Below are 21654 nucleotides of genomic sequence, written 5' to 3'. Positions count from 1 at the left end.
TAAAGCCAATAGATTATAATTTCTAAAAGATGGATTTTAAAACCATGACGGTTTATAATCTTTATGGATGAATATAAATGGCCGCACCACCCCCAGAAGCCATTTTCAAATCCAACTTTGTGTCACTATTAACTTTAACTGACTTATAGTCATAACGTTCTGCGTTAAGATTTGCATCTTCATTATCCGTATAGATCTCGGCAGTATAACTTTTTCCAGCAGGTAAAAATCTAAAGTCCATAGGAATAGATCTTTCGGTCCAGTTTGTCATTGCCCCTACAAACCATTCCTGGCCTTTTCTTTTAGCTATTATAGCATATTCCCCTATTTTTCCGGCAAGTGGTTTGGTTTCATCAAATACCGTAGGCACCCTTGATAAATAATTCATGATATCCGGGTACTTCATATATTCTACAGGAGAATCAGCCAGCATAGCAAAGGTCTGATTATAAATAACAAACATAGCCAGTTCATGACACCTTGTTCCTTGTCCTGAAGGTAAACCTGGGTCGATAGGTTTAAAATCAGCTTTGGTTTTATTTCTCATTGCACCAGGCGTATAATCCATTGGCCCGGCCAGCATTCTGATAAAAGGAATGATAAGATGGTGATCAGGATTGATAGAATAATCCCACTTATCAGATTCCGCCCCTCTAACGGCTTCATAGTTTACAATATTCGGATAAGTCACCTCCATCCCAGAAGGTTTGGTACAACCATGAAAGTTAACCATAAGCTTCCTTTTAGCCGCTGCTTTCGCAATTTGTTCCATCCATTGCATAGCCAGCTGATCATCACGATCAAAAAAATCTACTTTTATACCAACAGCTCCCAAAGATTGAATAAAATCCAGACTTTTATCCAGATCCTTCATAATGGTAGATGCTACACACCATAAAAATATACCTACGTTCTTCTCTTTTGCACCCTTTATTACCTCCTTTATATCCAGTTTAGCGTTTATTTTCGTAACGTCGTAATTGTCAGACCAACCTGCATCAATCATCAGATATTCAAGATGATGTGTCGCAGCGAAATGCACGTAATAATTATACAACAAGGTATTTCTGTTGTCCATTCCCGATGGAATATCAAGCCCAGGGAGCATTGCATCATGCCACCACTCCCATGCAGCCTTCCCTGGTTTTATCCATTTGATATCCTTGATCAGTACGGGTTGCGCCAATTTAGCGATCAGGTGATTATTTAAAAGCGCTTTATCTTCATCAGCGATGATCAGCACCCGCCACGGATATGCTCTTTTACCATTAGTTCTGGCAAGAAAATCTTCTCTTTGTTTTACTACTGAAACAAAATTGCCCCAGCTCCCCATTTCAGTTTTAGCAGGATATTTAGCCCATTCACCAACAAACTTTCCTTCTTTCTTCTGAATATACATTCCCGGATAATCCCATACGTCAGATTCAGCAATCAATACTTTAACCGATGCATCTTGATAATCAAATAAAGCAGGTGTCGTAGCTCTTACCCCATTTGCAATAGCGTTTACAGAGGACGATTTAATGTATGACCCCTCCCAGCTCGTATAACTATCCGTTTGCTGTAAGATTGCAGCAGGCTGACCTGGTAAATTAAAATCTGCCTGCTCACTGATTACCTTTACCCCTCCTTTAAAGTCAGTCAAAAAACGATAGGCAATTCCTTCATTATATGCCCTGAATACCAAAGAAAATGAATTTTCAAAATTTATGATCAGTTCATTAAATTCACGGTTATTGTTAGTTTTTGTTGATTTAACGATGGATTCATTCCCCAATATTAATTTATCTAAAGTGAGGGAAATTGTTGAGGGCAACAAAACAGTTTTACTATTAAACAAAACCGAATAGACAATCTCTTTATTGACAGCGACATTTACAAGCAATTTTTCATCAGGCGATTTTAATTGCAATTGTCGATCAGCAGCGAAGCCCCATAGGCTTCCCAGCGATAAAATAGTGATAAAAAAAAGTGATTTAATTTTCATATTGTGATTTATTTGTGTGTATGTCAAATTTGAAGATAATCGCATGATGTGCAGTTGTCCCGGTTTTAAGCACGGGAGAAGGAAATGATACATGATTCGGGCTGCCCGGAAAATATTGTGCTTCTAAACATACACCATCAAATGGTGTATAAATGCGGTCATTATGCCCTTTATCAGTTGTATTTAAATAATCACCGGTATACAGTAGTACCCCCGGATAAGAAGTATATAAGCTTAACTTTCTTCCCGACAAAGGATCAAAAAGAGCAGCTACAGGCAGATCAAGAGTTTGTCTTTCAAAATCCAGTGCATAACAAGTATTTAAACCTTTAATTTTTCCATCGGACTGCAACAATTTATCCCCAATTTTACAATCAGAAAATGTATTTGTATCATCTGCGGCTACAATTTTCCCGGTTGAAATGTAATCAGCCCCCGCTTCTACAATTTGATTTGCATAAATATGAAGGTGATGTTCAAAAATATGACCTTTTCCAGCTGAAAGATTAAAATAACTATGATTGGTAAGATTAAATAGTGTATCCTGGTCTGTTTCACCAAAATAATCTATTTTTAATTCATTATCATCAGTCCAACGATAATGGACCTGCACCTTCAGGTTGCCAGGAAAACCACCATCCCCATCTACACTTAACAAACTAAATATCAGTGTATCTCCATTTGTTTCATATGCAAACGTCTTTTTATGAAAACCCGAACTACCACCATGGTTATGATTTGGCCCATCATTCTGCTCCAGTTTAAATATCTTTCCATCTAAACTAAAACTTGCATTGGCTATCCTGTTCGCAAAACGCCCCACTGTTGCCCCTATATAATTTTGATCGTTGACATAACCTCGCAATAGTGGAAAGCCAAGAATAATATTTCCAAGGATACCGTCCTTGTCATGTGTATGAACAGAAATAAGAGTAGCACCGTAATTGCTGATCTCTACAAATGCGCCTTTCTGATTAATCATTTTAAAAAGATAAACATCACCATCACCCACATTACCCCACCAACGCTTTGAGATCTTATTCATTTGTATTGTAACTATTGATTTGTAAAAAGAAAAGTTTAAGAAATACAATTCCTGAATGATTACACCACAATGTGACCTAATCATTCAGGAATGGCAATGAATGTTTTAACTGAAAATCATTCAGGATGCTTACTCGTTTTTATAAAACGATAATTCTAAAAGGTGAATATAATTAGCTCCGCCCCATGTTTCCAGCACTTTAAACCGCAAATATTTTACTTGTGGTATCGACGATGAGAAAGTAAACTTTTCACCAGCTCTTGCAAATGCACGGTCTGCATCGGTAAGTTGTCCTGTCGGCAAACCCGAAGGCTTAACCGAAGTAAAGGTGCCCATCTTTGTCCAGCTGCTGTCAAAACTACCGTTCGGATTTGGACTGCTGCTGCCCCATACTTCAAAAATTTTAAGATTAGCACTGTTATACAAAGCATTATCGCGCTGCCAAAGCCTGAAATTGTCAAGCTTAACGGTTTGTCCCATGTCAATTGTAAATGACTGCGGCAGTCCAGATCCCCCTGTATGGAAGCCTGCTGGATCTCCACCGCCCGTACCATTATTGTTATCCCACAAATTCTCCAGTTTCCACCCATATTCGTCACTAATATCTGTAGGCAGTTTAAACGACCTGAATAGTGATTTGTCCAGTTCTGTAATTTTAATGATGGTCGGAAAATTCGAAAACTGTGTTACGTTAAAGTTATCAATGGATCCGACTTCAGGAATATAAGAAGACCGGTATTGAACTGCTGTACCAGGTTTATAATTCGGGATCAAAATCGAGTTGTTATCCGCCAATAGCTGCCGCTCTTCTATTGCATTTGCTACATTGGTATAACGTATGGTTGTCGCCACGTTCATCGTATCCCTTTTGTTAAAGTTTAACTGCAGTGAACCATCGGATAAAAATCTATACGGTTCACTCACATTTACACCTCGGTTTAGCAGGGTGTTAATATAAGTCGAACCATAGACCCTTACATTGTTAATTGCGGTTGCAACAGATTTATTGCCTTCGCTATCATAAGACACCACCAAAAAAGCATAAACATATTCATTAAGGTTAGGCACGATCACCTTTACCAGATCTGTGGGGTTGTGCGTGGTGGCGGCTATCTCCATTGTATTTTCACCGTTGTTCCAGGAAATAACATATTTGACAATACTTGGATCGGGACTTGGGTGCCAGAATAATTCCGCCCGTAAGTTACCCGTATTGTAGCCTGGGTTCTGAATCTTTCCCGAATATTTGACCTCTTTATTGTCCAGGAAAGATTTATAATCATCAGCGTACTTTTTACAACCCAAAAAAACCAGGGATATAAAAGTGATAAGCGCAATATTATATAATTTCATAATCTATTTCTTAAAATTAAACACCACTTATAATGGGTTACCATACATGCTTATCTCCAAAGCATTTACATAATTTAATCCTCCCCAGGTCTGAGTAATATCAATCCTGATATATTTAGCTGGAGGGGCCGATCTTGGCATAGTGAAATTAACCCCTTTGGCTACAAAGGCTTTGTCCGCTTCATTAGCCTGGTTTGGTGCCAAACCTGACGGCGGATTGGGGAAAACAAAATTGCCCATATTTATCCAATCGCCAGCTACCGTACCCAGAGCCGTACCTGTTGGTAGAGCTACATCGACAGGGTTATCCTTATTAGATCCCCATAGCGTAAATGTGCGTGTATTTTGGTATTCATAATAACTTGGTCCTCTTTGCCAGAATATAAAACGGCTGATTTTTGCTGATACACCCATACCAAATGTGCCTATGCTTTTGGAAACATTACCATTAGTATGCCAGCCTGGTTCACCCAAATTACCATCAAACATATATTTCAAATCCCAACCATAATCAGTCGTTGAAGCGTCGCTGGGTAACCGATAGGTAAAAAACTTACTTTTATCCAACAGGGTTTCGTATAGCGGGGTTAAGGTTTTAAATACCGTATCCGAAACATTGCCAAATCTGTCGGTAGTATAAACTCCCACCTTCTGGGGCGTTGGCGGCAAATTCCTGATAGAAATATCTATCGTATTGGTATTTAAATATTCCGGATCCTGTTCATCATATTTTTTGGTGGTTTCATTATAAACCAGCATGTGCAAAGCAAGCGGTACCTTATTGACATTTTGCCCAAAGAAATTAGCGCCTCCAAAATCAGAGGTAATGTCGAGCCCGGAATTGACTAAAATATAATTTGGAGTTTTTGGATTCACTTTTACCACTACCGGGTCAGACATTACATTTGCCCTGCTCACAGCATATAAAGTAACTTCATACTCTTTTTCTCTGGCAAAGCCATCTACCATAATGGTATCGGTGTAATAACTGGATTTGGTTTCCCTTACCCGGTTATCATTAATAGGATAACGGGCCAAAACGTATAAAAGATTTTTTGAATCAGGTAATTTGTAGGTAATCCTGGCCGATCCGTTAAAGTTTTCTACTTTTATATTACTAACCACACCGGGTTTTGTCATATCGTTAGATATGACATCAATGTTAGCTTCCTGTTCTTTACAAGAGGGAAGCAATAGGTTAACCAGAACTATGGCCAGGATCAAAAAGGCAGGGCGTTTTCTGTAATTAATTTTTTTCATCTGTATAAATTTTTAAATATTGACCGATAAAATTTAAACTATTTCCAATAGATGGTTTGAGCCAGCTTTTCATTTACAACGACTTCAGTATTTTTTATCGGCCATAAATAATCCTTTAATCCAAAAGTTGGAACCATTACTGTTCTGGGTCTGTAATAATTTGCTGCAGCCCCTTCATTTATACTCCAACCTTGCAAAGGTCTGCTCAACACGCCCTGCAACTCCTTCCAACGCCGCAAATCCCAACCCGCCTGGCCTTCAAAACACAATTCTATTCTTCTTTCCTGACGGATGATCTCTCTTCTGCCTTCTTTAGTATCAGGCTTACCTGGCCTATTGGAATATGTTTGCCATGCAGTTGCTACCCCAGGTAAGCCGGCCCTGGTACGGACCTTATCTACCCATAATAAAACATCTGATTTAGAGGCCATTCCTTCTTCATTCAGCGCCTCGGCATATAATAAATATAAACCAGCTAAACGCATAACAGGTAGTTTAAAATTAGCAAAACTGACACGCTGGTTCATGATAGATCTATAGTGAACTAGTTTTTTAGGCCAGTATCCGGTAACATTTGTGGCGTATGTACTTTTAGGTCCCGCAAGTGCGAATGCCCCCCTGGCCTGTACGTAATCTGCCTCACTCTCATTTCCCTTATCATTGCCAAACCAGATACCACCGTCAAAACCTAGAGCTGCGTAAAATCTTGGTTCACGGTTAAAATTAGCTTTTGCAGTTTCATAGCCTTGTTTTAAGTAATGCTTGTTCGCATCATCGCCAAACTGGGAACTATTTCTGTTGGTGTAATCAAACACACCACTATTATCCTCATTTATAGGCACACCATTTTTGGTGTAAAACAACTCGGTAGTAGAAATTGGTACTGACCAATTTGAAGGATAGCTGTTACCCAAAGAAACCGACTCCTGATTAAGTTTAGGGAAGATAAAGCCCTGATAAGCAAAATCATACTGTGAGGAAATAATCAACTCCGGGTTTTGATCCCAGTTTTCAGTAATAACCGATTGCAGTTTTAACACTTGTTTCAGTTCGTTGGAAACATCATTTACTTTATCAGTAGGAATCCTGTTATATAAATCCCCGCCCCGTGCTATGACCTCGTCAATAGCGTCTTTACAAGCTTTGGCGGCTAATGCCCATTTTTGAGGATCAACTGTAGTTGAAAAAAGATTTATACCATCCTTATCTTTAAAATTAGCATAATCAGGATTACCATTAAATAAGGGGCTTGCAGCTGTAATTAATACTTCGGCCTTTAAAGCCATACCGATAGATCTGGTAGGCCTTCCTAACTCTAAAAGTCTATTTGTGAGCACGGCAGGCAAATCGGGTATAGCTTCGTCTAACAACTGGTTTACATAAGCAAAGGATTCATCAACGGTGGCCCTTTTAACTTTTGTTGCTTCTATTGACCCATCAATTGCCCTGTTCTCTTTAGCTAATGAAATCGGCCCATATAACCTGATTAAATAGTAATGGTAAAATGCTTTTAAAAATTTAACCTCAGCGATCCATCTTTTCTTTTCAGGCTCTTTCAAATCAAAGGGCTTATCAATATTTTCGAGCATGATATTACATCTTCTTAAGGCAAGATAAAGCGCCTGGCCACCGTTACCTCCAGTCCAGTAGTCAATTACGGGGTCTGATGCATTTTGTATGCCCCCTCTGATCAGTTTAAAGCCCGGTGATTTAATTGTGTTAAAAGGATGATCATCGAGGCCAAGCGGATAGATAATTTCTGAAGACGTTACAAAGCCAACATTATTTTCGACCTCCCGGTTTAAATTCTGGTAAGTATTATAACATCCAAAAAGGTAATTTTCTGCTTCATTTCTATTTGAAAAGGCGTAATCAAGCGTACCCACATTATTGGGAACGACATCCAGAAATTTTTTACACGACAGGCCTGTGATACATAGCACAACAACGCAAGTCAGTTTATAATAGAATTTCATATCTTTTGTATTTATTGACAATTATAAATTTACGTTTAAGCCGAAATTGAACACTTTTTGTATTGGATAAGCAAATCCATTGCCTCCCAACTCCGGATCCCATATTTTAAATGGGCTCCAGGTTACCAGGTTCAATCCATTAAAGTAAAAGCGGCAGTTTGAAACCCTTAACGATTTTAAAATGTTTTTTGGCAGCGTATATCCAACTTCAAGTGATTTTAACCGGATAAAGCTACCGTCTCTGAGCCACCAGGAGCTGGATTGTAAATTGTTGGCAATTATAGAATTACTCGTGCCTAAACGCGGATAAGTTGCATACAGATCCTGATTTTCTTCTGACCAGTGACTGTCCGCAAATTCCTGTAATACTTGCGCCCTGCCCTCTACATATTTTACATTACGTTCTAAAAATGGGCTTACCTTTTTTGGATCGATAAAGAACGATACCCTCGCTTGCCCCTGGAAAAATGCCGACAGGTCAAACCCTTTATAGCCTGTTGAAAGACCAAAGCCGTAAACGATTTCAGGAGTAGTTGGATAGCCCATGAATACCATATCCAAATCATCAAGCTTTCCATCTCCATTTACATCGCGATATTTAATATCACCTGCTTTTGGCAGCTCTCCCAGAATTTTATTGTCGTAAGCATCAACCGTATTAAACTGCTGCTTAGGCGAATTGGCAACTTCAGCATCATCAACAAATAAACGTTCTGCAATAAATCCATAGCCACGGCTAATTGGCTGACCCATAAAATGTCTCCAGGTTTCAGGGTAATTGGGTTCTTCTATATACGTATATTTATTTGTGGAATAGGTGAAGTTGCCTCGAACTGCAGCCCACAGGCCACTGTTAAAATTTTGTTTATAGTCAAGTGATAAGTCTATACCTTCTGAATCAACCACCCCCAGATTGGTTAAAACATCCGCTTCGAAACCTTCAGTCGCAGGTATGTTTCGCTTGCGTAATATATCATAACGGTGGTTTTTATAAAATTCGGCAATAAGATTTAAGTTTTTCAGCAAAGTAACCTCTGCTGCCAAATTGGTTTGCCTTGAGGTTTCCCAGGTAATGTTGGAATTGGCATAACTTCTGATGGTTACACCGTTTAACTGATTTTGGTTATTGATACCAAACTGAGCAAAGTTACCCCCATTCAACTCAACATCTGAAAGATAGAAAAACCGTTGTGAACCAATCGCATCGTTACCCACCAGACCATGGCTAAATCGGATCTTTAAACGGTTAACAATATCGTTCTGCTTCCAAAAAGCTTCGTTTGACGGCACCCAAGCCGCACCAATTGTAGGAAAAAAACCATACCGGTTGTTATCGGAAAAACGTTCAGACCCATTGTAGCCAAAGTTAAACTCGACAAAATATCTATCCTTAAATGAATAGGTTGCCCGGCCTGCCAAACCAAGATTTCTGAACGGCAAAGAATAAGGTAAAGTAGTTGTCTCTGTTCTTGGATCTTTAGCACTTGAATATAAGGTCTGCTGTGCGGTACCGATTAAAGTGGAACTTAATGTGTGGTTTCCAAACTTCCTGTTATAGTCTAGAGCAGTCTGTATATAATAGAAGGAATTGGCATTAGGCTCATTTTTACTATACACTAAATATTCTGTAGGCACATTGCCGAATGACGATCCCTTCATAGGGTTAAGCCAGGATAGGGAATAAGTATTAGCTATTTTATCATAACCATTTGCACTATAGAAATAAGGAGTATATGAAAGCTGGGAATCAAAATAAGAATACCTATTGGTATTAAAGATGCCTCTTAATTTAAGGCCCTCCGTTATAAAATCGAAATTCTGATTAAGCTCCAGCTGTGCAGACATACGCGATTCAGACGAGTTTTTGTGCCCCTTCAGCAGTTGCGCGTACGGATTTCCGTTTGGATAAAGAATACTATTATTTTGCGTTCCATTCGGTCCGCCTACGTTTCCAAACAGGATATGCTTAGCCCCGGCATTGGCTTCATCAGCAGGATAATAGGCCGGGAACTCAACCGGACTGGCGTGTGAGGCGATGGCATACAGATCAGATGCAAAGGAACCATCTAAAGTAATCGGTCCGTTGTAATCACTAAAAGTGCCTGAAAGCCTCACAATAAGTTCGGTAGATTTAGAGAGGTTAACATTAATGTTTGAACGCAACTGGTAATTCTTGAAATTAACGTTGTTTTTATTATTATTACGTATATCTGTTTTTAAAATTCCGTTATCCACATTATAAGAGCCTGAAATATAGTATTTGGCCACACCACCCCCGCCACTAACGCTTAGATTATTACGTTGTGTCGTAGCCCTGTCTTTAAACAACATACCTATCCAATCAACCGCAGGATATACATATTGGTTACTGCCTGGTGCACCTGCAAGGGTAGCTTTTGTATTTTGTATTTTTATTGGCGCGAACGGTAAAGGCAAAGCCGGATCACGGGTTAATGAAGCCTCATTATAAAGGTTCATGTATTCAATAGGATCCACCAGGTTAAGTGTTTGGGTAGATTGGGATAACGAATATTCTGAACGAAAATTAATATTAGTCTTTCCCTCTTTACCTTCTTTAGTACTTACCAGAATTACACCATTGGCCCCCCGGGCACCATAAAGTGCTGTTGAACTGGCATCTTTCAGTATAGTGAAACTAGCAATATCATCCGGCTGCAAACGAGCCAGATCATTTGAGGTCAACTCTACATTATCGATCAGGATTAAAGGATCTTGCTTATAACCAAAGGTAGTTACCCCCCGGATAAAGAAGGAAGCATTATCTTGCCCTGGTTGTCCACTGCGCTGATAAGCAATGATACCTGCAGCCTGCCCTGCAAGTGCCGTGGTCAAGTTACTTGCAGGGATCTTTAAATCACCAGGTTTAATGGTGGTTACCGAGCCTACCACAGCCTCTTTTCGCTGCTTTTGTCCCATTGCTGTAATAACTACCTCGTCGGCCAGCATGTTATCTTCTAGCAACTGAATGGTTACAACTTTGTTAGCGGACGAAGCGGTGAAACGCTTTTCCTTGTAGCCAACATAAGAGACCCGAAGGATAACACCCTCATTTACATCGAGCACAAATTTACCATTTGCATCGGTTTGGGTTCCAATTTGGGAGTTGCCTACGACAACTACAGTTGCTCCCGGAATCTTCCTGTTCAATGTATCCATTACCGTACCAATAATGGTAATCTTTACAGGTTCCTGTGAGTAGGCCTTATTCCCCACAATCGTAAAAAAGCATAACAGCAGCCATGCTGATGCCCATCGACCTTTACTAAAAATGTAAATGTATTTCATAAATATGAATTAAGTTTTTTTAACCAGTTTAGTGTGTGCGTTAGAGATATAGGGATTAGGCGCGTACGAATAAGTACGGCGTTACAAACAAAAAACTAAATGCCTGTAAAAGCAGATCATCAATTGTCCAGATCTTAAATGGAATAAAAATAGCGGTCATAACGAGTGGTTTAAGTTTATATTTGGTAAAGTAAAGCTATTCGATAATCGGCAGTCAGAAAATGTACTAATTAACCATAATGATGGACAATAAAATCATTTCAACACTCCTGCGGTAAATACCATTAGAAAAAATCTTATCACAAAAAAAGCCACTTCAAGTTTTCACCAAAAGTAGCTTGTCCATAGATGATTAGCTTAAAATCAAGATACACCTGTGATTAAACATTAAGCTATCATATTCAGCTTATCGAAAAATGTATAAATTAATCGTAATAATGGATAATATACTCTTTTCATATGCAAATGTTTAGGTTATATTTGTATCACCCCTAACCAAATAGAATGGAAGAACAAAAAAAAATCATGGAAGGTTTTCTTGGACAGAGAATGATTGTTTTAACTCCAAATATCAGAAAAGAGATTAAAGAAAACCCGTTGATCAGTTCCTTTTACCTCACAGCTTTAGGCTATTATCCACATGCCGATGGTCATGAGTGCGAACGTCCACGGGGTGCGAGTGAATTTATCCTCCTATATTGTATAGACGGAGAGGGCGAAATAGAAATGAATGATGAAGTATACCTACTAAAGGCGAATACTTTTTTCATTATTCCAAAAAACACCCCACATCGTTACTATAGTTCAGACAAAGCTCCATGGAGTATTTACTGGCTGCATTTTAGCGGCACAAACTCACGTAAGCTCTACGAGCGTTCTTTGATCGACGGCGCGTTCCATGTACATTCCATCCCATTCGAGCAATATCGGATCAAGTCATTTGACCAGATTTTTAATACGCTCGACAGAAGCTTCAGTTCCCGTGATATGGAAATTATGAATTTCCGATCGCTTTATTTCCTAACTTCATTCATTTACTACAGAGACATCAATCCAGCAGTTTACAGCATAGACATGGTGAGTAACTCCATCGCCTATATGAAAATTAACCTGGACAAAAAACTTAGCATTAATGCGCTGGCCGATGAACAAAACTTATCCATTTCCCACTACCTCCGGAGCTTCAAAGCCAAAACAGGACAATCGCCAATTGCCTATCTGAACCAGCTTAAAATACAGCAGTCCTGCCAATATCTTTATTTTACGGATAAAAGTATTAAAGAAATCTGTGCATTACTGGGTATAGACGATCAGTATTACTTTTCCCGATTGTTCACAAAATTGATCGGCACGTCGCCATCTGCCTACCGAAAAGCCTATAAGCGTTAGTTAGGGCTTACCTTTTCTTCCCTGGTTATTCCGTTTACCAGTACTTTTACTTTTTTATTTTTTACCGAACGGACCTGATAAGTGGTAACCTTTCCATCTTTCCATGAAAAGTCTACGGTGTAATTTCCTCTTGCCTTTAAGCCCTTCACTGTCCCCGAAGCTTTCCAGGCATTCGGAAGAGCAGGGAGCAGCTCAATTTTTCCCGTATGGCTCTGAATCAGCATTTCAGCAATCCCCGCAGCTCCTCCAAAATTACCGTCAATCTGGAAAGGCGGACCTGCAGATAACAAATTAGGGTATACCCCACCTCCTGCTCCATAATTAATATCCGTACGCAAAGTGGGTTTAAGCAGTTCCTTAAAGAGCTTATAACTACGCTCGCCGTCGTGTAAACGTGCCCAGAACAGCAATTTGTAGGCGATACTCCAGCTAGGCCCATCATCACCCCGCACATCGAGGGTTCGGCGACAAGCCTCAGCCAGTTCAGGTGTGCCATCGGATGTGATCAATGCTGCCGGAAATAAACCATATAAGTGCGAAATATGACGATGTTGAGCGTCAGTCTCTTTATAATCTTCCATCCATTCCAATAACCGCCCATCCTTTCCTATAATTCCTGCGGGCGGCACATGGCTTAATTTCCGTTCCAGTTCCGTGGCGAAATCCTGATCCGTCTTCAGTATCCTGCTGGCAGTAATTACATTCGAAAACAATTCACGAATAATCTGATTGTCAATTGTAGGGCCTGCGCAAATACTGGCGGTTTTACCGTTAGGTAAATAAAAAGTATTTTCAGGTGAGGAAGAAGGGGAAGTGACCAGGTAGCCGCTTTTAACATCCTTAATGAGCATGCTGCTGTAAAACAGTGCTGCCTGTTTTAGCACCGGATAAATCTTCCGTAGATATTCATGATCTTCAGTGAAGGCATAATGATCCCATAAGTTACTGCATAACCAACCCGACCCAACTTTAGTTGCCCCCCAGGAAGCACTTTCACCCGGCTCGGTAAAACCCCATATGTTGGTGATCACATGTGCAACCCATCCCGGTGCATCGTAATAGGCTTTAGCTGTACGCTGCCCCGGAGCAACCATACCTTCTACCAGATCGGCCAGAGGAAGGTTCAGCTCAGAAAGGTTACTCACCTCCATTGGCCAGTGATTCATCTGTACATTTACATCCAGATGGTAATCACCATTCCAGGGTGTCTGGATCTGATTCGCCCAAAGTCCCTGCAAATTGGGCGGCAATAAACCTTTCCTGGTGCTGGAAATAGCCAGATATCTTCCGTACTGATAAAACAATACCGGCAGCCCATTATCAGCCTCCGGATGCAAACGAAAGTTTTTTAGCCTTTCATTGACCGGCACATGACTAAGGTCGGTTCCCCCAAGTTCAAGGTACACCCGGTTATAGAGCCGCTGAAAATTAGCAACATGTGCTTCCTTTTGTTTTAAATAGTCCTTTTTTACAGCCTTGGCCATCATCGCAGCCACACTGGCACTAAAGTCTTTATTTTTGTAACTCGTACCTGCCGAAACGTAAATGATTACCTCAGTCGCATTTTCGATAACCAGACGGTTGTCTTTTGCTGTTTGTTTTCCACCTTTGAGTACTGCGCGGACAGCGGACAGGTAACTCATTCCCCGATCTGGTGTTCCGCTGTCAAGGGTACCATACATCTGCAACTCGTTGCCAATTACCCTAATATCTGCCTTTTCAGGTCTGTTAAGTGCAATGCTGAAATTCAAACGACCCGGGACATCACTTGTAATCCGGATCACATTTACGTCATCATCAAAACTGGAGAAATATTCCCTCGTATAATTTACGCCATCTATACGGTACTTACTATGGATTAGCGCATCGCCTAAAGCCAAATACCGGTTATAATTTGTATATTCTTTTACCCCAGCTTTATAGTTGAAATCAAGGCTCAATTCACCAAGCATCTGAAAACAGCCGAAAGGTACCGAACCAGAGCCATTTCCGGTACAAACAAATGATTGATTGACTAAAGCCTGCGCCTCATCATTTTTCCCTTCAGCGATCAATCTGCGAATTTCAGGAAGTGCTTTATAAGCATTATAATTATTAGCATCCTGAGGTGCTCCTGACCACAGCGTAATGTCATTCAATATGATTTTCTCTGAGAACACCCCACCATCAGGAGTCATCCCCAACCTTCCATTACCTACAGGTAAAGTCTCCTCCCAAACCATTGCAGGCTTGCTATACCAAAGCTGGAGCGGTTTACGCTGTGCAAAAGATATTTGATGTATTCCAACCCAAAAAAAGATAAAAATACCGAAGCATTTATAATTTATAGTCATAAGGTTATTAAGTAATGATGCAAATTTATCCCTAAAAGGAATATAAAGAATGGATTAACATTTCAATTCGATGGACTTTATGAGCATACCAAATGGCTCCGAAAAAAATCAACCTCTTGCCTTTTTAGAGAGCCTTGTAGGATCTTTCTCAAATCTCGTAAACTACGAACTGCCTGACTGATGAATAATGGCGAAGGACTCGCCAAGAATTTCATGTAGCTTACCTTTCCCTAATAATCAAGTAATAGATTACATATAGCCAGCCAAACAAACCTGCCAAAGCAGAAGTTAGCACCGAATGCGTCCTTGACCAGCAAATCGAAACTGCAAGTGCACTACCAATACCTATGCCATTGTACGCTACCGTATTTTTTACCTGTTGTGTTGAGTCTGCAAAACAGGATATGCTGATGAGCATAAAAAAAAGGAAATAGAACAGCGTTTTCATTATACCAAATTACAAATACTTTTGAAATCGCAGCAATAAAGTAGACCTTTAATTAAGGAGAAACAAAAACAGCCTTGGCTGAGATGTCTCTTTACATATCGAAGCTGATCATGAATACAAAAAATGACGCTCAAACATAGAAGTCTTATTAACTCTTCATGTTAATCGTACAATCTTCAAGTGTATTATAGCGATCAATCGTTTTTTGTAGTTGCAGTTTCATTTGCTTTACCAAAATCCTCGGCCCTAATACTTTCATTTTAGCGCCAAAGCCTAATAGCTCCCGTTCTAGCTCAAAATTTAAAACCACCTTTATACTGAACACCTTACCTGTTTCATCTTCCTTTAACAGCTTTTGGGTATGATGTAAGGGCTTGGTAATTACATAGGGTGCATTGTCGTTATCTATCCAGAATACAACCTCGCAATCGCGCTGACCAGGGGATTTTGTAACCCCTATCGTATCATTATAGTAAGTTGAAAGATCAAGCGTCGTATTTTCCCTGTAAGGTTGCTCCTCGTCCTCAATAGATTGTATTCGGTCCAACGCCAGATTGTATAGCCCCCCGTTTTTCTTATGCTGCACCCCCAATACAAACCAGCGGTTCCGGTATTCCTTCAATAAATATGCACTAAAACAAAAGGTATTGGAATCCCTTGCCTTAAATGACCGATAGGTTAAGCACAAAGTTTTCTTTGCTACGATTGCTTTTCGTATCACTTCAATGTACTCGAGCCCTTTCAGATTATCATTTCTTTCAAAATCTATTACCGGAGCGCTATGAGTCTTCTCCGAATAGATTTTATCTTCCAGCTTACTCACCATTTCATTCAAATCAGCAAAATGGTTAAACCCCTTAAACTGCTTTAATAAACCAGCTACTTCAGTTAGCACCTGCATGTCCTGCTGGTTTAACGGACTATTGGTGATGCTGTAATTCTTATCACTATAGGTGTAATACTTTTTATCGACTACAATAATCGGCGCCTCATAGCCAAGCTTATTACTGCGCATCATTTCCATATCAGCCTGTACAGTTCTTCTGCTTACTCCGGTATCAATGCCCTGATATTCATAGATCGCATCACTGCATGCAGCGATCAGGTCGTCGAGCGTCCACTTCTTATAGCGGTTTTGAAGGCATTGGTCAATAGTACGGTAACGGATGAGGGCATTTCTGTTGACTGGCATCTAATCTGAAATTATTTTTATGAATTTATGAATTATTTTGATCTGCGCAAATACACTGCGCAGATGCTATATTTCTTTGTATCAATAAATAATAAAACAGTCATGGAAAACGAGAAAATCGGTAACAACGAATTAAAGGCTTTAGGTATCAACGATGTAGAAATCCTGGTAAACTTCAGCCGCGTGGCCAATGGTTTATTGAAACATAACGTAATGGGTAAATCTGAAATCCTTGCCAATTTAGAAGCACTGATCGACGACCCGATGCCTTACGCATTAAAGAAAGGCGGCAAGTTTAAGAACCTTGCCGAGGATGTAATCGCCCTGCGTAAGGAAGGTAAGTTTGTAAAGCAAGAACGCAGCAATTTTAAGCTGAAAGAAGAAATAGCCGAGTTTCCGGTGTGGGGACTGGAACATATAGAGGTGGGGGCCTTGGCACAAATGAGAACCGCGGTACAACTACCTATCGCAGTTGCTGGTGCCCTTATGCCGGATGCACATCAAGGTTATGGCCTTCCTATCGGTGGCGTACTGGCTACTACTGCTAACACGATTATTCCGTTTGCTGTTGGAGTCGATATTGCCTGCCGCATGTGCTTAAGCATATTTGACATACCTGCAGAAGCTATTGATACTGAAGCTGACAAGCTGAAAAACATATTAGTTGACAATACTTATTTCGGTATGGGATGTACCACCAAATCATATTTTGACAGTTCATTGTTTGACAGCAAGACCTGGAACGAAACCAAGGTGATCCGCTCATTGAAAAATAAGGCCTATGCTCAATTGGGTACAAGCGGTACCGGGAACCACTTTGTGGAATGGGGTGAGTTAACTATAGCCGAGGGTGTCTTAGCTGGTATTCCTGCAGGTAAATATCTGGCATTGTTGTCACACTCGGGTTCACGTGGATTTGGCGGCGCTGTAGCAGACCACTATAGTAAAATTGCCATGGTTAAAACAAAACTTCCTGCCGAAGCCAAACATTTGGCTTGGTTAGATCTGGATAAGGATGAGGGACAAGAGTACTGGATAGCTATGAATCTCGCTGGTGAATATGCAAGTGCAAACCACCATGAGATCCATAATAAGATCGCCCGTGCTTTGGGAGTCAATCCGATTACCCGGATAGAAAACCACCACAATTTTGCATGGAAAGAACAACTGGCAGATGGCACTGAGGTAATGGTACACCGTAAAGGTGCCACACCGGCGGGCGAAGGTGTTTTGGGGATCATTCCTGGAAGTATGAGTACACCTGGCTTTCTAGTGCGCGGAAAAGGTAACGCAACAAGCATCAATTCCGCCAGTCACGGTGCAGGTCGCTTAATGAGTAGAAGCGCTGCCTTTAAAACATTGGACAAAAATTTAATTGCGGCCAATCTTGTGGAGAAACGAATTACGCTGATGGGTAGTGACGTTGATGAAGCGCCGATGGCCTATAAAGATATCCATGCGGTAATGGCTGCGCAAAATGACCTGGTTGAAGTACTTGCGAAGTTTGAGCCAAGGATTGTGAGAATGGCTGATGCAAGAGAAAAACCAGAAGATTAAAAATAATTTAAAATAATTTTTACTGCGCAGATACACTGCGCAATTGCTTTCAACCTTTGTGTTAAGGAAAGAAAAAAGGAGGTCATTATGAAATTCAATCTATTAAGCAGAACAAAAAATCAAACGGTAAACCATGAAGGCGCAAAAGCATTTGTGATGACACCAGAGATGGAATTATACGCTGCCGTGGTTACCTGGAGCTTAAATGATTCCTTTTACGAAAAAAATGAAGTAAGACTGGAACGTCTTCGCCTGTTAATAGCCAAATGCGAACCATTATTTGTGGGTAAGCTAGCTATATATGCCCGAACTAAAATGTATATGCGTTCGGTACCACTGATGCTGGTTACCGAATTGGCCAAGCGACACTCTGGCGATAATCTCGTCGCCAGAGTTACTGACGGTGTAATTGGTCGAGCAGACGAGATTACAGAGTTATTGGCTTGCTACGAATTGCTGAATGAGCGTAAAGGTACTAAAAGGCTAAACCGTTTATCAAAACAATTGCAAAAAGGCTTGTCAAGTGCATTTAACCGTTTCGACGAGTATCAATTTGGTAAATACAACCGCGATGGTGCTATCAAACTGCGTGATGCTTTGTTTCTGGTTCACCCTAAGGCAAAGGATGACTTGCAACAATTACTCTTTAACAAAATAGTGACGGGTGATTTGAAAACGCCTTATACCTGGGAGACTGAATTATCAGCATTAGGCCAATTGAATTTTGACAGTGATGAAGCCAAAGCTATTGCGCTTCGCGCCAAATGGGAGGAATTGATAGATAGCGGCAAGCTGGGCTATATGGCCTTATTGAGGAACTTGCGTAACATTCAAGAAGCTCGTGTGAGCTATATACACTTTGAAAAGGTATGCGCACGTTTGGCCGATGCCGAAGAAGTGGCAAAAGCAAAGCAGTTTCCATTCCGTTACCTTGCGGCATATCGCGAGCTGATCCATCCGACTGCACCAGTACAAAGCCTGGCAAAGAAAATAGTGGCATTGGTGCAAGGCGGGAACAAAGGATACACTGGTGACTTGCTGGATGCTTTGGAAAAAGCTGTTCAGGCAAGCGCGGCGAACATCAAGGGTTTTGACCATGAAACAAGCGTGCTGGTAGCCTGCGACGTTTCTGGATCAATGCAGAAACCTGTGTCGGCAAAGTCTAAAATCTTGCTGTACGATGTGGGATTGATGCTTGCGATGCTCTTACATTCACGTTGTAAAAACGTTGAGGTTGGAATGTTTGGTGATTCCTGGAAAACGATCACAGTGCCACGTAATAACATATTGGCCAATGTGCAGGAGTTTTATCGCCGCGAAGGTGAAGTTGGCTACGCTACCAACGGTCATTTGGTAATCAAGGATATATTGTCTCGTAAGGTCAGGATGGACAAAGTGATGCTATTCACAGATGGCCAGTTGTGGAACAGTTCGTCAGCATCAGGCAGTGATATACAGACTTTATGGTTGCGCTATAAGGCAGAGGTATCGCCAGCGGCTAAACTCTACCTGTTCGACTTACAAGGTTATGGACAAGCGCCATTGCAAATATTACGCAATGACGTTTACCTGATAGCGGGCTGGAGTGATAAAGTTTTTGAAGTATTAACAGCTTTGGAAAATGGTGACTCGGCATTGGATGCGATCAATAAAATAGAATTATAAACTAAGTATGGGGTGTTCTCCACCCCATACTTTTAAAGAGATTAATAAGGATGCCGTAGAAACGGGTTACTTCGCGCCATTGAGGGGGTGGGCTGTGTTGCACAGACAATGCTGTGGGTTCGAGTCCCAAATGCAGTCCCCCGTCCCGAATCACCAGTTGCTCCTTATAAAATATAAAAGAAAGTGCCGTAAATGAGTGTTACTTCGACCAAGACCCGCTGTCGGGCTTTAGCTACGAACGGGATGAATCACTTATTGCTTTTCGCCTTTCTTTTTAAAGAAATTAAAGTATTAAGGTGCCGTAAACATGCGCTACTTCGTGTCACCGGTTCGATCCCGGTCATTGGTTTAGCCAGTGTAGCTCAGTTGGTAGAGCAGTACAAACGCATGTTGAATTTTGATCGCCCTTAATAAATAAAGAAGATGCCGTAGATCAGTGTTACTTCGCCTGTCACGCAAAAACCAAACACTGGTTAATTGTTGCTCTTCTTTTAATTTATTGCTCATTAAAATAAAAGGTGCCGTAAACTGGTGATACTTCGGTATGATGTTCCCCGCAGGGAAAGGTGCAGATTCAAATTCTGCCTGCAAGTAATTGCAGTAGTCTAAAAAAACCCCGGTTGCTTTTTGCCCTTTTATTAAAATATTTTTTACCCATCCTGCTTTTTGGAGGAGTAAATCTTATAACTCAAACATGTATAAAGGTTTAAATGTACAATCAACTTCTACTTGTCAATGTACTGACTAATTTACATCTGTCACATTTGAAATCATAGAATGCCAACCACTTTTCATTCAACAGCCAGTCTCCATTACAGGAAGGACATTTCCTCAATTTATCCTTTGCAATTGAAATAGCTTGATAGTTGAAAAGATAATAATATGTAGGCACTCCTGTCAATTCAGTTACTCTCTTACAAATATCCCTGCCAACTTGCGAAAGTTGAGATTTAGGATCCGACATTTGTTTTATCGCCCATTTTTCTCCAACGTTACAACCCATATTCAAGTTATCACATGAGACATAATCCCCTTCCCAAGACTCGATATCAGTCTGTTCTTTATCAGTCAAACCTTTTATCTTATAAATAGGGACCGAGCCGCCACAGGTGCCACAATCAACTGGTGAGCTTTCATTCAAATATGTCGTAAACAACAAATACGAATCGTGTTGATCGCAAGTACAAACATCCTTATAAAATGGAACATGCTCTCCAAGAACTTCTATCTTCAATTTAGAATTACATCCCTCCTCTAAGTTTTTGATTCTAAGATTGACCCATTTGTTATTGCATTCTGTATCCAACGAGTTTCGTTCCAGAGTAGTCTGATAACAAATTAATTCATTTCCTGCGACATAAGGAGATTCAACCCCACCCATAATTTGGCCCGTTCGACAAAGACTGCTCATTAACATGATGAACTCATCATATAATTTCTCTTTATCAAAATCCGAATTTATAGTTATCGCTATTTTTTGCTTGTACATTAAATGATACCCTTTTTATACCAATACCTAAGATATAAAAGATATGCCAATAAAAAAGCCTTCAGATTTTAATCCAAAGGCTTGCTAATCTTGTGGTCCCGACGAGAATCGAACTCATATCTAAAGTTTAGGAAACTTCTATTCTATCCGTTGAACTACGGGACCAAATCTTGAATTTTAGATCAATAAAACTTAAAATCCAAGCCGCAAATATAATAATAAAACCTTTCGCTTCTAAAAGTACTTTAAACAATTTCTGCAACAACCTTTTCCTCATCCAACACACTCCAGGGCAGAAATTTCTGTCGATTCCTAAAAAAGCTATACACTAAAAACAGTGTATGGAAACAAAAGGAACGGAATTTCTTTATTCCTCTCGTAGGAATAATAAACAGCGCTTTGATAAGCGTTTAATAGCGCATATTGTTGATCTGGCGGAACAAGGCGTTCCTCGCAGAGATCTGGTAAATGATTATGGTATGAGCCCCGGTACGCTCATTGATTGGATAGCCAAATATGGTTCAGGCATAGCCAAGCACAAGCGTTATACCGCCGGAGAAAAGCGGTCGGTCATCCGGGCTATAAAAGCAGGAATGAGCGTTAAGCAGGCTCAGATTGCCTTTAAGATTTCTTATCCGAGTGTAATACGTGGCT

14 protein-coding genes and 1 tRNA gene are annotated in these 21654 nt (G+C 40.4%); 4 read left to right on the top strand and 11 right to left on the bottom strand.

Going from position 1 to position 21654, the window contains the following annotated elements; translation table 11 throughout:
* Nucleotides 1-61 precede the first annotated feature (61 nt).
* The 6 genes from EZ444_RS23875 to EZ444_RS23850 form a co-directional block, all read right to left on the bottom strand.
* The gene (locus EZ444_RS23875) at nucleotides 62-1987 is read right to left on the bottom strand and encodes a glycoside hydrolase family 97 protein (protein WP_165503714.1); all 1926 of its coding nucleotides are present in this window, start codon (nucleotides 1985-1987) and stop codon (nucleotides 62-64) included.
* Entirely contained in the window at nucleotides 1977-3032 is a 1056-nt protein-coding gene (locus tag EZ444_RS23870) for an aldose epimerase family protein (RefSeq protein WP_131612101.1), read from the bottom strand. Before EZ444_RS23870 ends, EZ444_RS23875 begins: the two co-directional genes overlap by 11 nt.
* Nucleotides 3033-3161: 129 nt before the next feature.
* Nucleotides 3162-4385 (bottom strand): DUF4998 domain-containing protein, encoded by a 1224-nt coding sequence (locus EZ444_RS23865; protein ID WP_131612099.1) that lies wholly within the window; start codon nucleotides 4383-4385, stop codon nucleotides 3162-3164.
* 27 nt (nucleotides 4386-4412) lie between these two features.
* Nucleotides 4413-5645 carry a DUF4959 domain-containing protein gene (locus EZ444_RS23860; protein ID WP_131612097.1) on the bottom strand — a complete coding sequence of 411 codons (1233 nt, stop codon included), beginning with the start codon at nucleotides 5643-5645 and terminating at the stop codon, nucleotides 4413-4415.
* Between the two features lie 38 nt (nucleotides 5646-5683).
* Nucleotides 5684-7621, bottom strand: a complete 1938-nt coding sequence (locus tag EZ444_RS23855) for a RagB/SusD family nutrient uptake outer membrane protein (protein ID WP_131612095.1) — start codon at nucleotides 7619-7621, stop codon at nucleotides 5684-5686.
* Between the two features lie 21 nt (nucleotides 7622-7642).
* On the bottom strand, nucleotides 7643-10927 hold the full coding sequence (locus EZ444_RS23850) for a SusC/RagA family TonB-linked outer membrane protein (RefSeq protein WP_131612093.1): 3285 nt from the start codon (nucleotides 10925-10927) through the stop codon (nucleotides 7643-7645).
* Between the two features lie 504 nt (nucleotides 10928-11431).
* Here EZ444_RS23850 and EZ444_RS23845 point away from each other — a divergent pair.
* Nucleotides 11432-12316 (top strand): AraC family transcriptional regulator, encoded by an 885-nt coding sequence (locus EZ444_RS23845; protein ID WP_131612091.1) that lies wholly within the window; start codon nucleotides 11432-11434, stop codon nucleotides 12314-12316.
* Here the strand turns inward: EZ444_RS23845 and EZ444_RS23840 are convergent.
* From EZ444_RS23840 to EZ444_RS23830, 3 genes are all read right to left on the bottom strand, one after another.
* Complete coding sequence (locus tag EZ444_RS23840) at nucleotides 12313-14649, bottom strand: glycoside hydrolase family 95 protein (RefSeq protein WP_131612089.1); 2337 nt, start codon at nucleotides 14647-14649, stop codon at nucleotides 12313-12315. The genes EZ444_RS23845 and EZ444_RS23840 overlap by 4 nt on opposite strands.
* A 220-nt stretch (nucleotides 14650-14869) precedes the next feature.
* Nucleotides 14870-15097 (bottom strand): hypothetical protein, encoded by a 228-nt coding sequence (locus EZ444_RS23835; RefSeq protein ID WP_205945342.1) that lies wholly within the window; start codon nucleotides 15095-15097, stop codon nucleotides 14870-14872.
* Between the two features lie 148 nt (nucleotides 15098-15245).
* Nucleotides 15246-16289, bottom strand: a complete 1044-nt coding sequence (locus EZ444_RS23830) for a helix-turn-helix transcriptional regulator (RefSeq protein ID WP_131612087.1) — start codon at nucleotides 16287-16289, stop codon at nucleotides 15246-15248.
* A 102-nt stretch (nucleotides 16290-16391) separates the two neighbouring features.
* Here EZ444_RS23830 and EZ444_RS23825 point away from each other — a divergent pair, with 102 nt between their 5' ends.
* Both EZ444_RS23825 and EZ444_RS23820 read left to right on the top strand, forming a co-directional pair.
* Nucleotides 16392-17846: an RtcB family protein gene (locus EZ444_RS23825; protein WP_131612085.1), complete on the top strand. Its 1455-nt coding sequence runs from the start codon at nucleotides 16392-16394 to the stop codon at nucleotides 17844-17846.
* 87 nt (nucleotides 17847-17933) lie between these two features.
* Entirely contained in the window at nucleotides 17934-19511 is a 1578-nt protein-coding gene (locus EZ444_RS23820; RefSeq protein WP_131612083.1) for a TROVE domain-containing protein, read from the top strand.
* A 718-nt stretch (nucleotides 19512-20229) separates the two neighbouring features.
* Here the strand turns inward: EZ444_RS23820 and EZ444_RS23815 are convergent.
* Together EZ444_RS23815 and EZ444_RS23810 are read right to left on the bottom strand one after the other, a co-directional pair.
* Nucleotides 20230-21000: a DUF2310 family Zn-ribbon-containing protein gene (locus EZ444_RS23815; protein WP_131612081.1), complete on the bottom strand. Its 771-nt coding sequence runs from the start codon at nucleotides 20998-21000 to the stop codon at nucleotides 20230-20232.
* A 93-nt stretch (nucleotides 21001-21093) separates the two neighbouring features.
* Nucleotides 21094-21165 (bottom strand) — tRNA-Arg (locus EZ444_RS23810).
* Between the two features lie 176 nt (nucleotides 21166-21341).
* Here EZ444_RS23810 and EZ444_RS23805 point away from each other — a divergent pair.
* Nucleotides 21342-21654: transposase (locus EZ444_RS23805; protein WP_165503713.1), on the top strand; the 313-nt coding region annotated here is incomplete at its 3' end.

This window comes from Pedobacter hiemivivus, assembly GCF_004331685.1.
Classification (GTDB): domain Bacteria; phylum Bacteroidota; class Bacteroidia; order Sphingobacteriales; family Sphingobacteriaceae; genus Pedobacter; species Pedobacter hiemivivus.
This window is presented reverse-complemented; position numbering and strand designations above follow the sequence as displayed.

Excerpts from the sequence above, each read along its gene's own strand:
- EZ444_RS23820 (WP_131612083.1), top strand. The coding sequence starts at position 17,934 with ATGAAATTCAATCTATTAAGCAGAACAAAAAATCAAACGGTAAACCAT.
- EZ444_RS23855 (WP_131612095.1), bottom strand. The coding sequence starts at position 7,621 with ATGAAATTCTATTATAAACTGACTTGCGTTGTTGTGCTATGTATCACA.
- EZ444_RS23830 (WP_131612087.1), bottom strand. The coding sequence starts at position 16,289 with ATGCCAGTCAACAGAAATGCCCTCATCCGTTACCGTACTATTGACCAA.
- EZ444_RS23825 (WP_131612085.1), top strand. The coding sequence starts at position 16,392 with ATGGAAAACGAGAAAATCGGTAACAACGAATTAAAGGCTTTAGGTATC.
- EZ444_RS23845 (WP_131612091.1), top strand. The coding sequence starts at position 11,432 with ATGGAAGAACAAAAAAAAATCATGGAAGGTTTTCTTGGACAGAGAATG.
- EZ444_RS23840 (WP_131612089.1), bottom strand. The coding sequence starts at position 14,649 with ATGACTATAAATTATAAATGCTTCGGTATTTTTATCTTTTTTTGGGTT.
- EZ444_RS23870 (WP_131612101.1), bottom strand. The coding sequence starts at position 3,032 with ATGAATAAGATCTCAAAGCGTTGGTGGGGTAATGTGGGTGATGGTGAT.
- EZ444_RS23815 (WP_131612081.1), bottom strand. The coding sequence starts at position 21,000 with ATGTACAAGCAAAAAATAGCGATAACTATAAATTCGGATTTTGATAAA.
- EZ444_RS23865 (WP_131612099.1), bottom strand. The coding sequence starts at position 4,385 with ATGAAATTATATAATATTGCGCTTATCACTTTTATATCCCTGGTTTTT.
- EZ444_RS23835 (WP_205945342.1), bottom strand. The coding sequence starts at position 15,097 with ATGAAAACGCTGTTCTATTTCCTTTTTTTTATGCTCATCAGCATATCC.
- EZ444_RS23850 (WP_131612093.1), bottom strand. The coding sequence starts at position 10,927 with ATGAAATACATTTACATTTTTAGTAAAGGTCGATGGGCATCAGCATGG.
- EZ444_RS23860 (WP_131612097.1), bottom strand. The coding sequence starts at position 5,645 with ATGAAAAAAATTAATTACAGAAAACGCCCTGCCTTTTTGATCCTGGCC.
- EZ444_RS23875 (WP_165503714.1), bottom strand. The coding sequence starts at position 1,987 with ATGAAAATTAAATCACTTTTTTTTATCACTATTTTATCGCTGGGAAGC.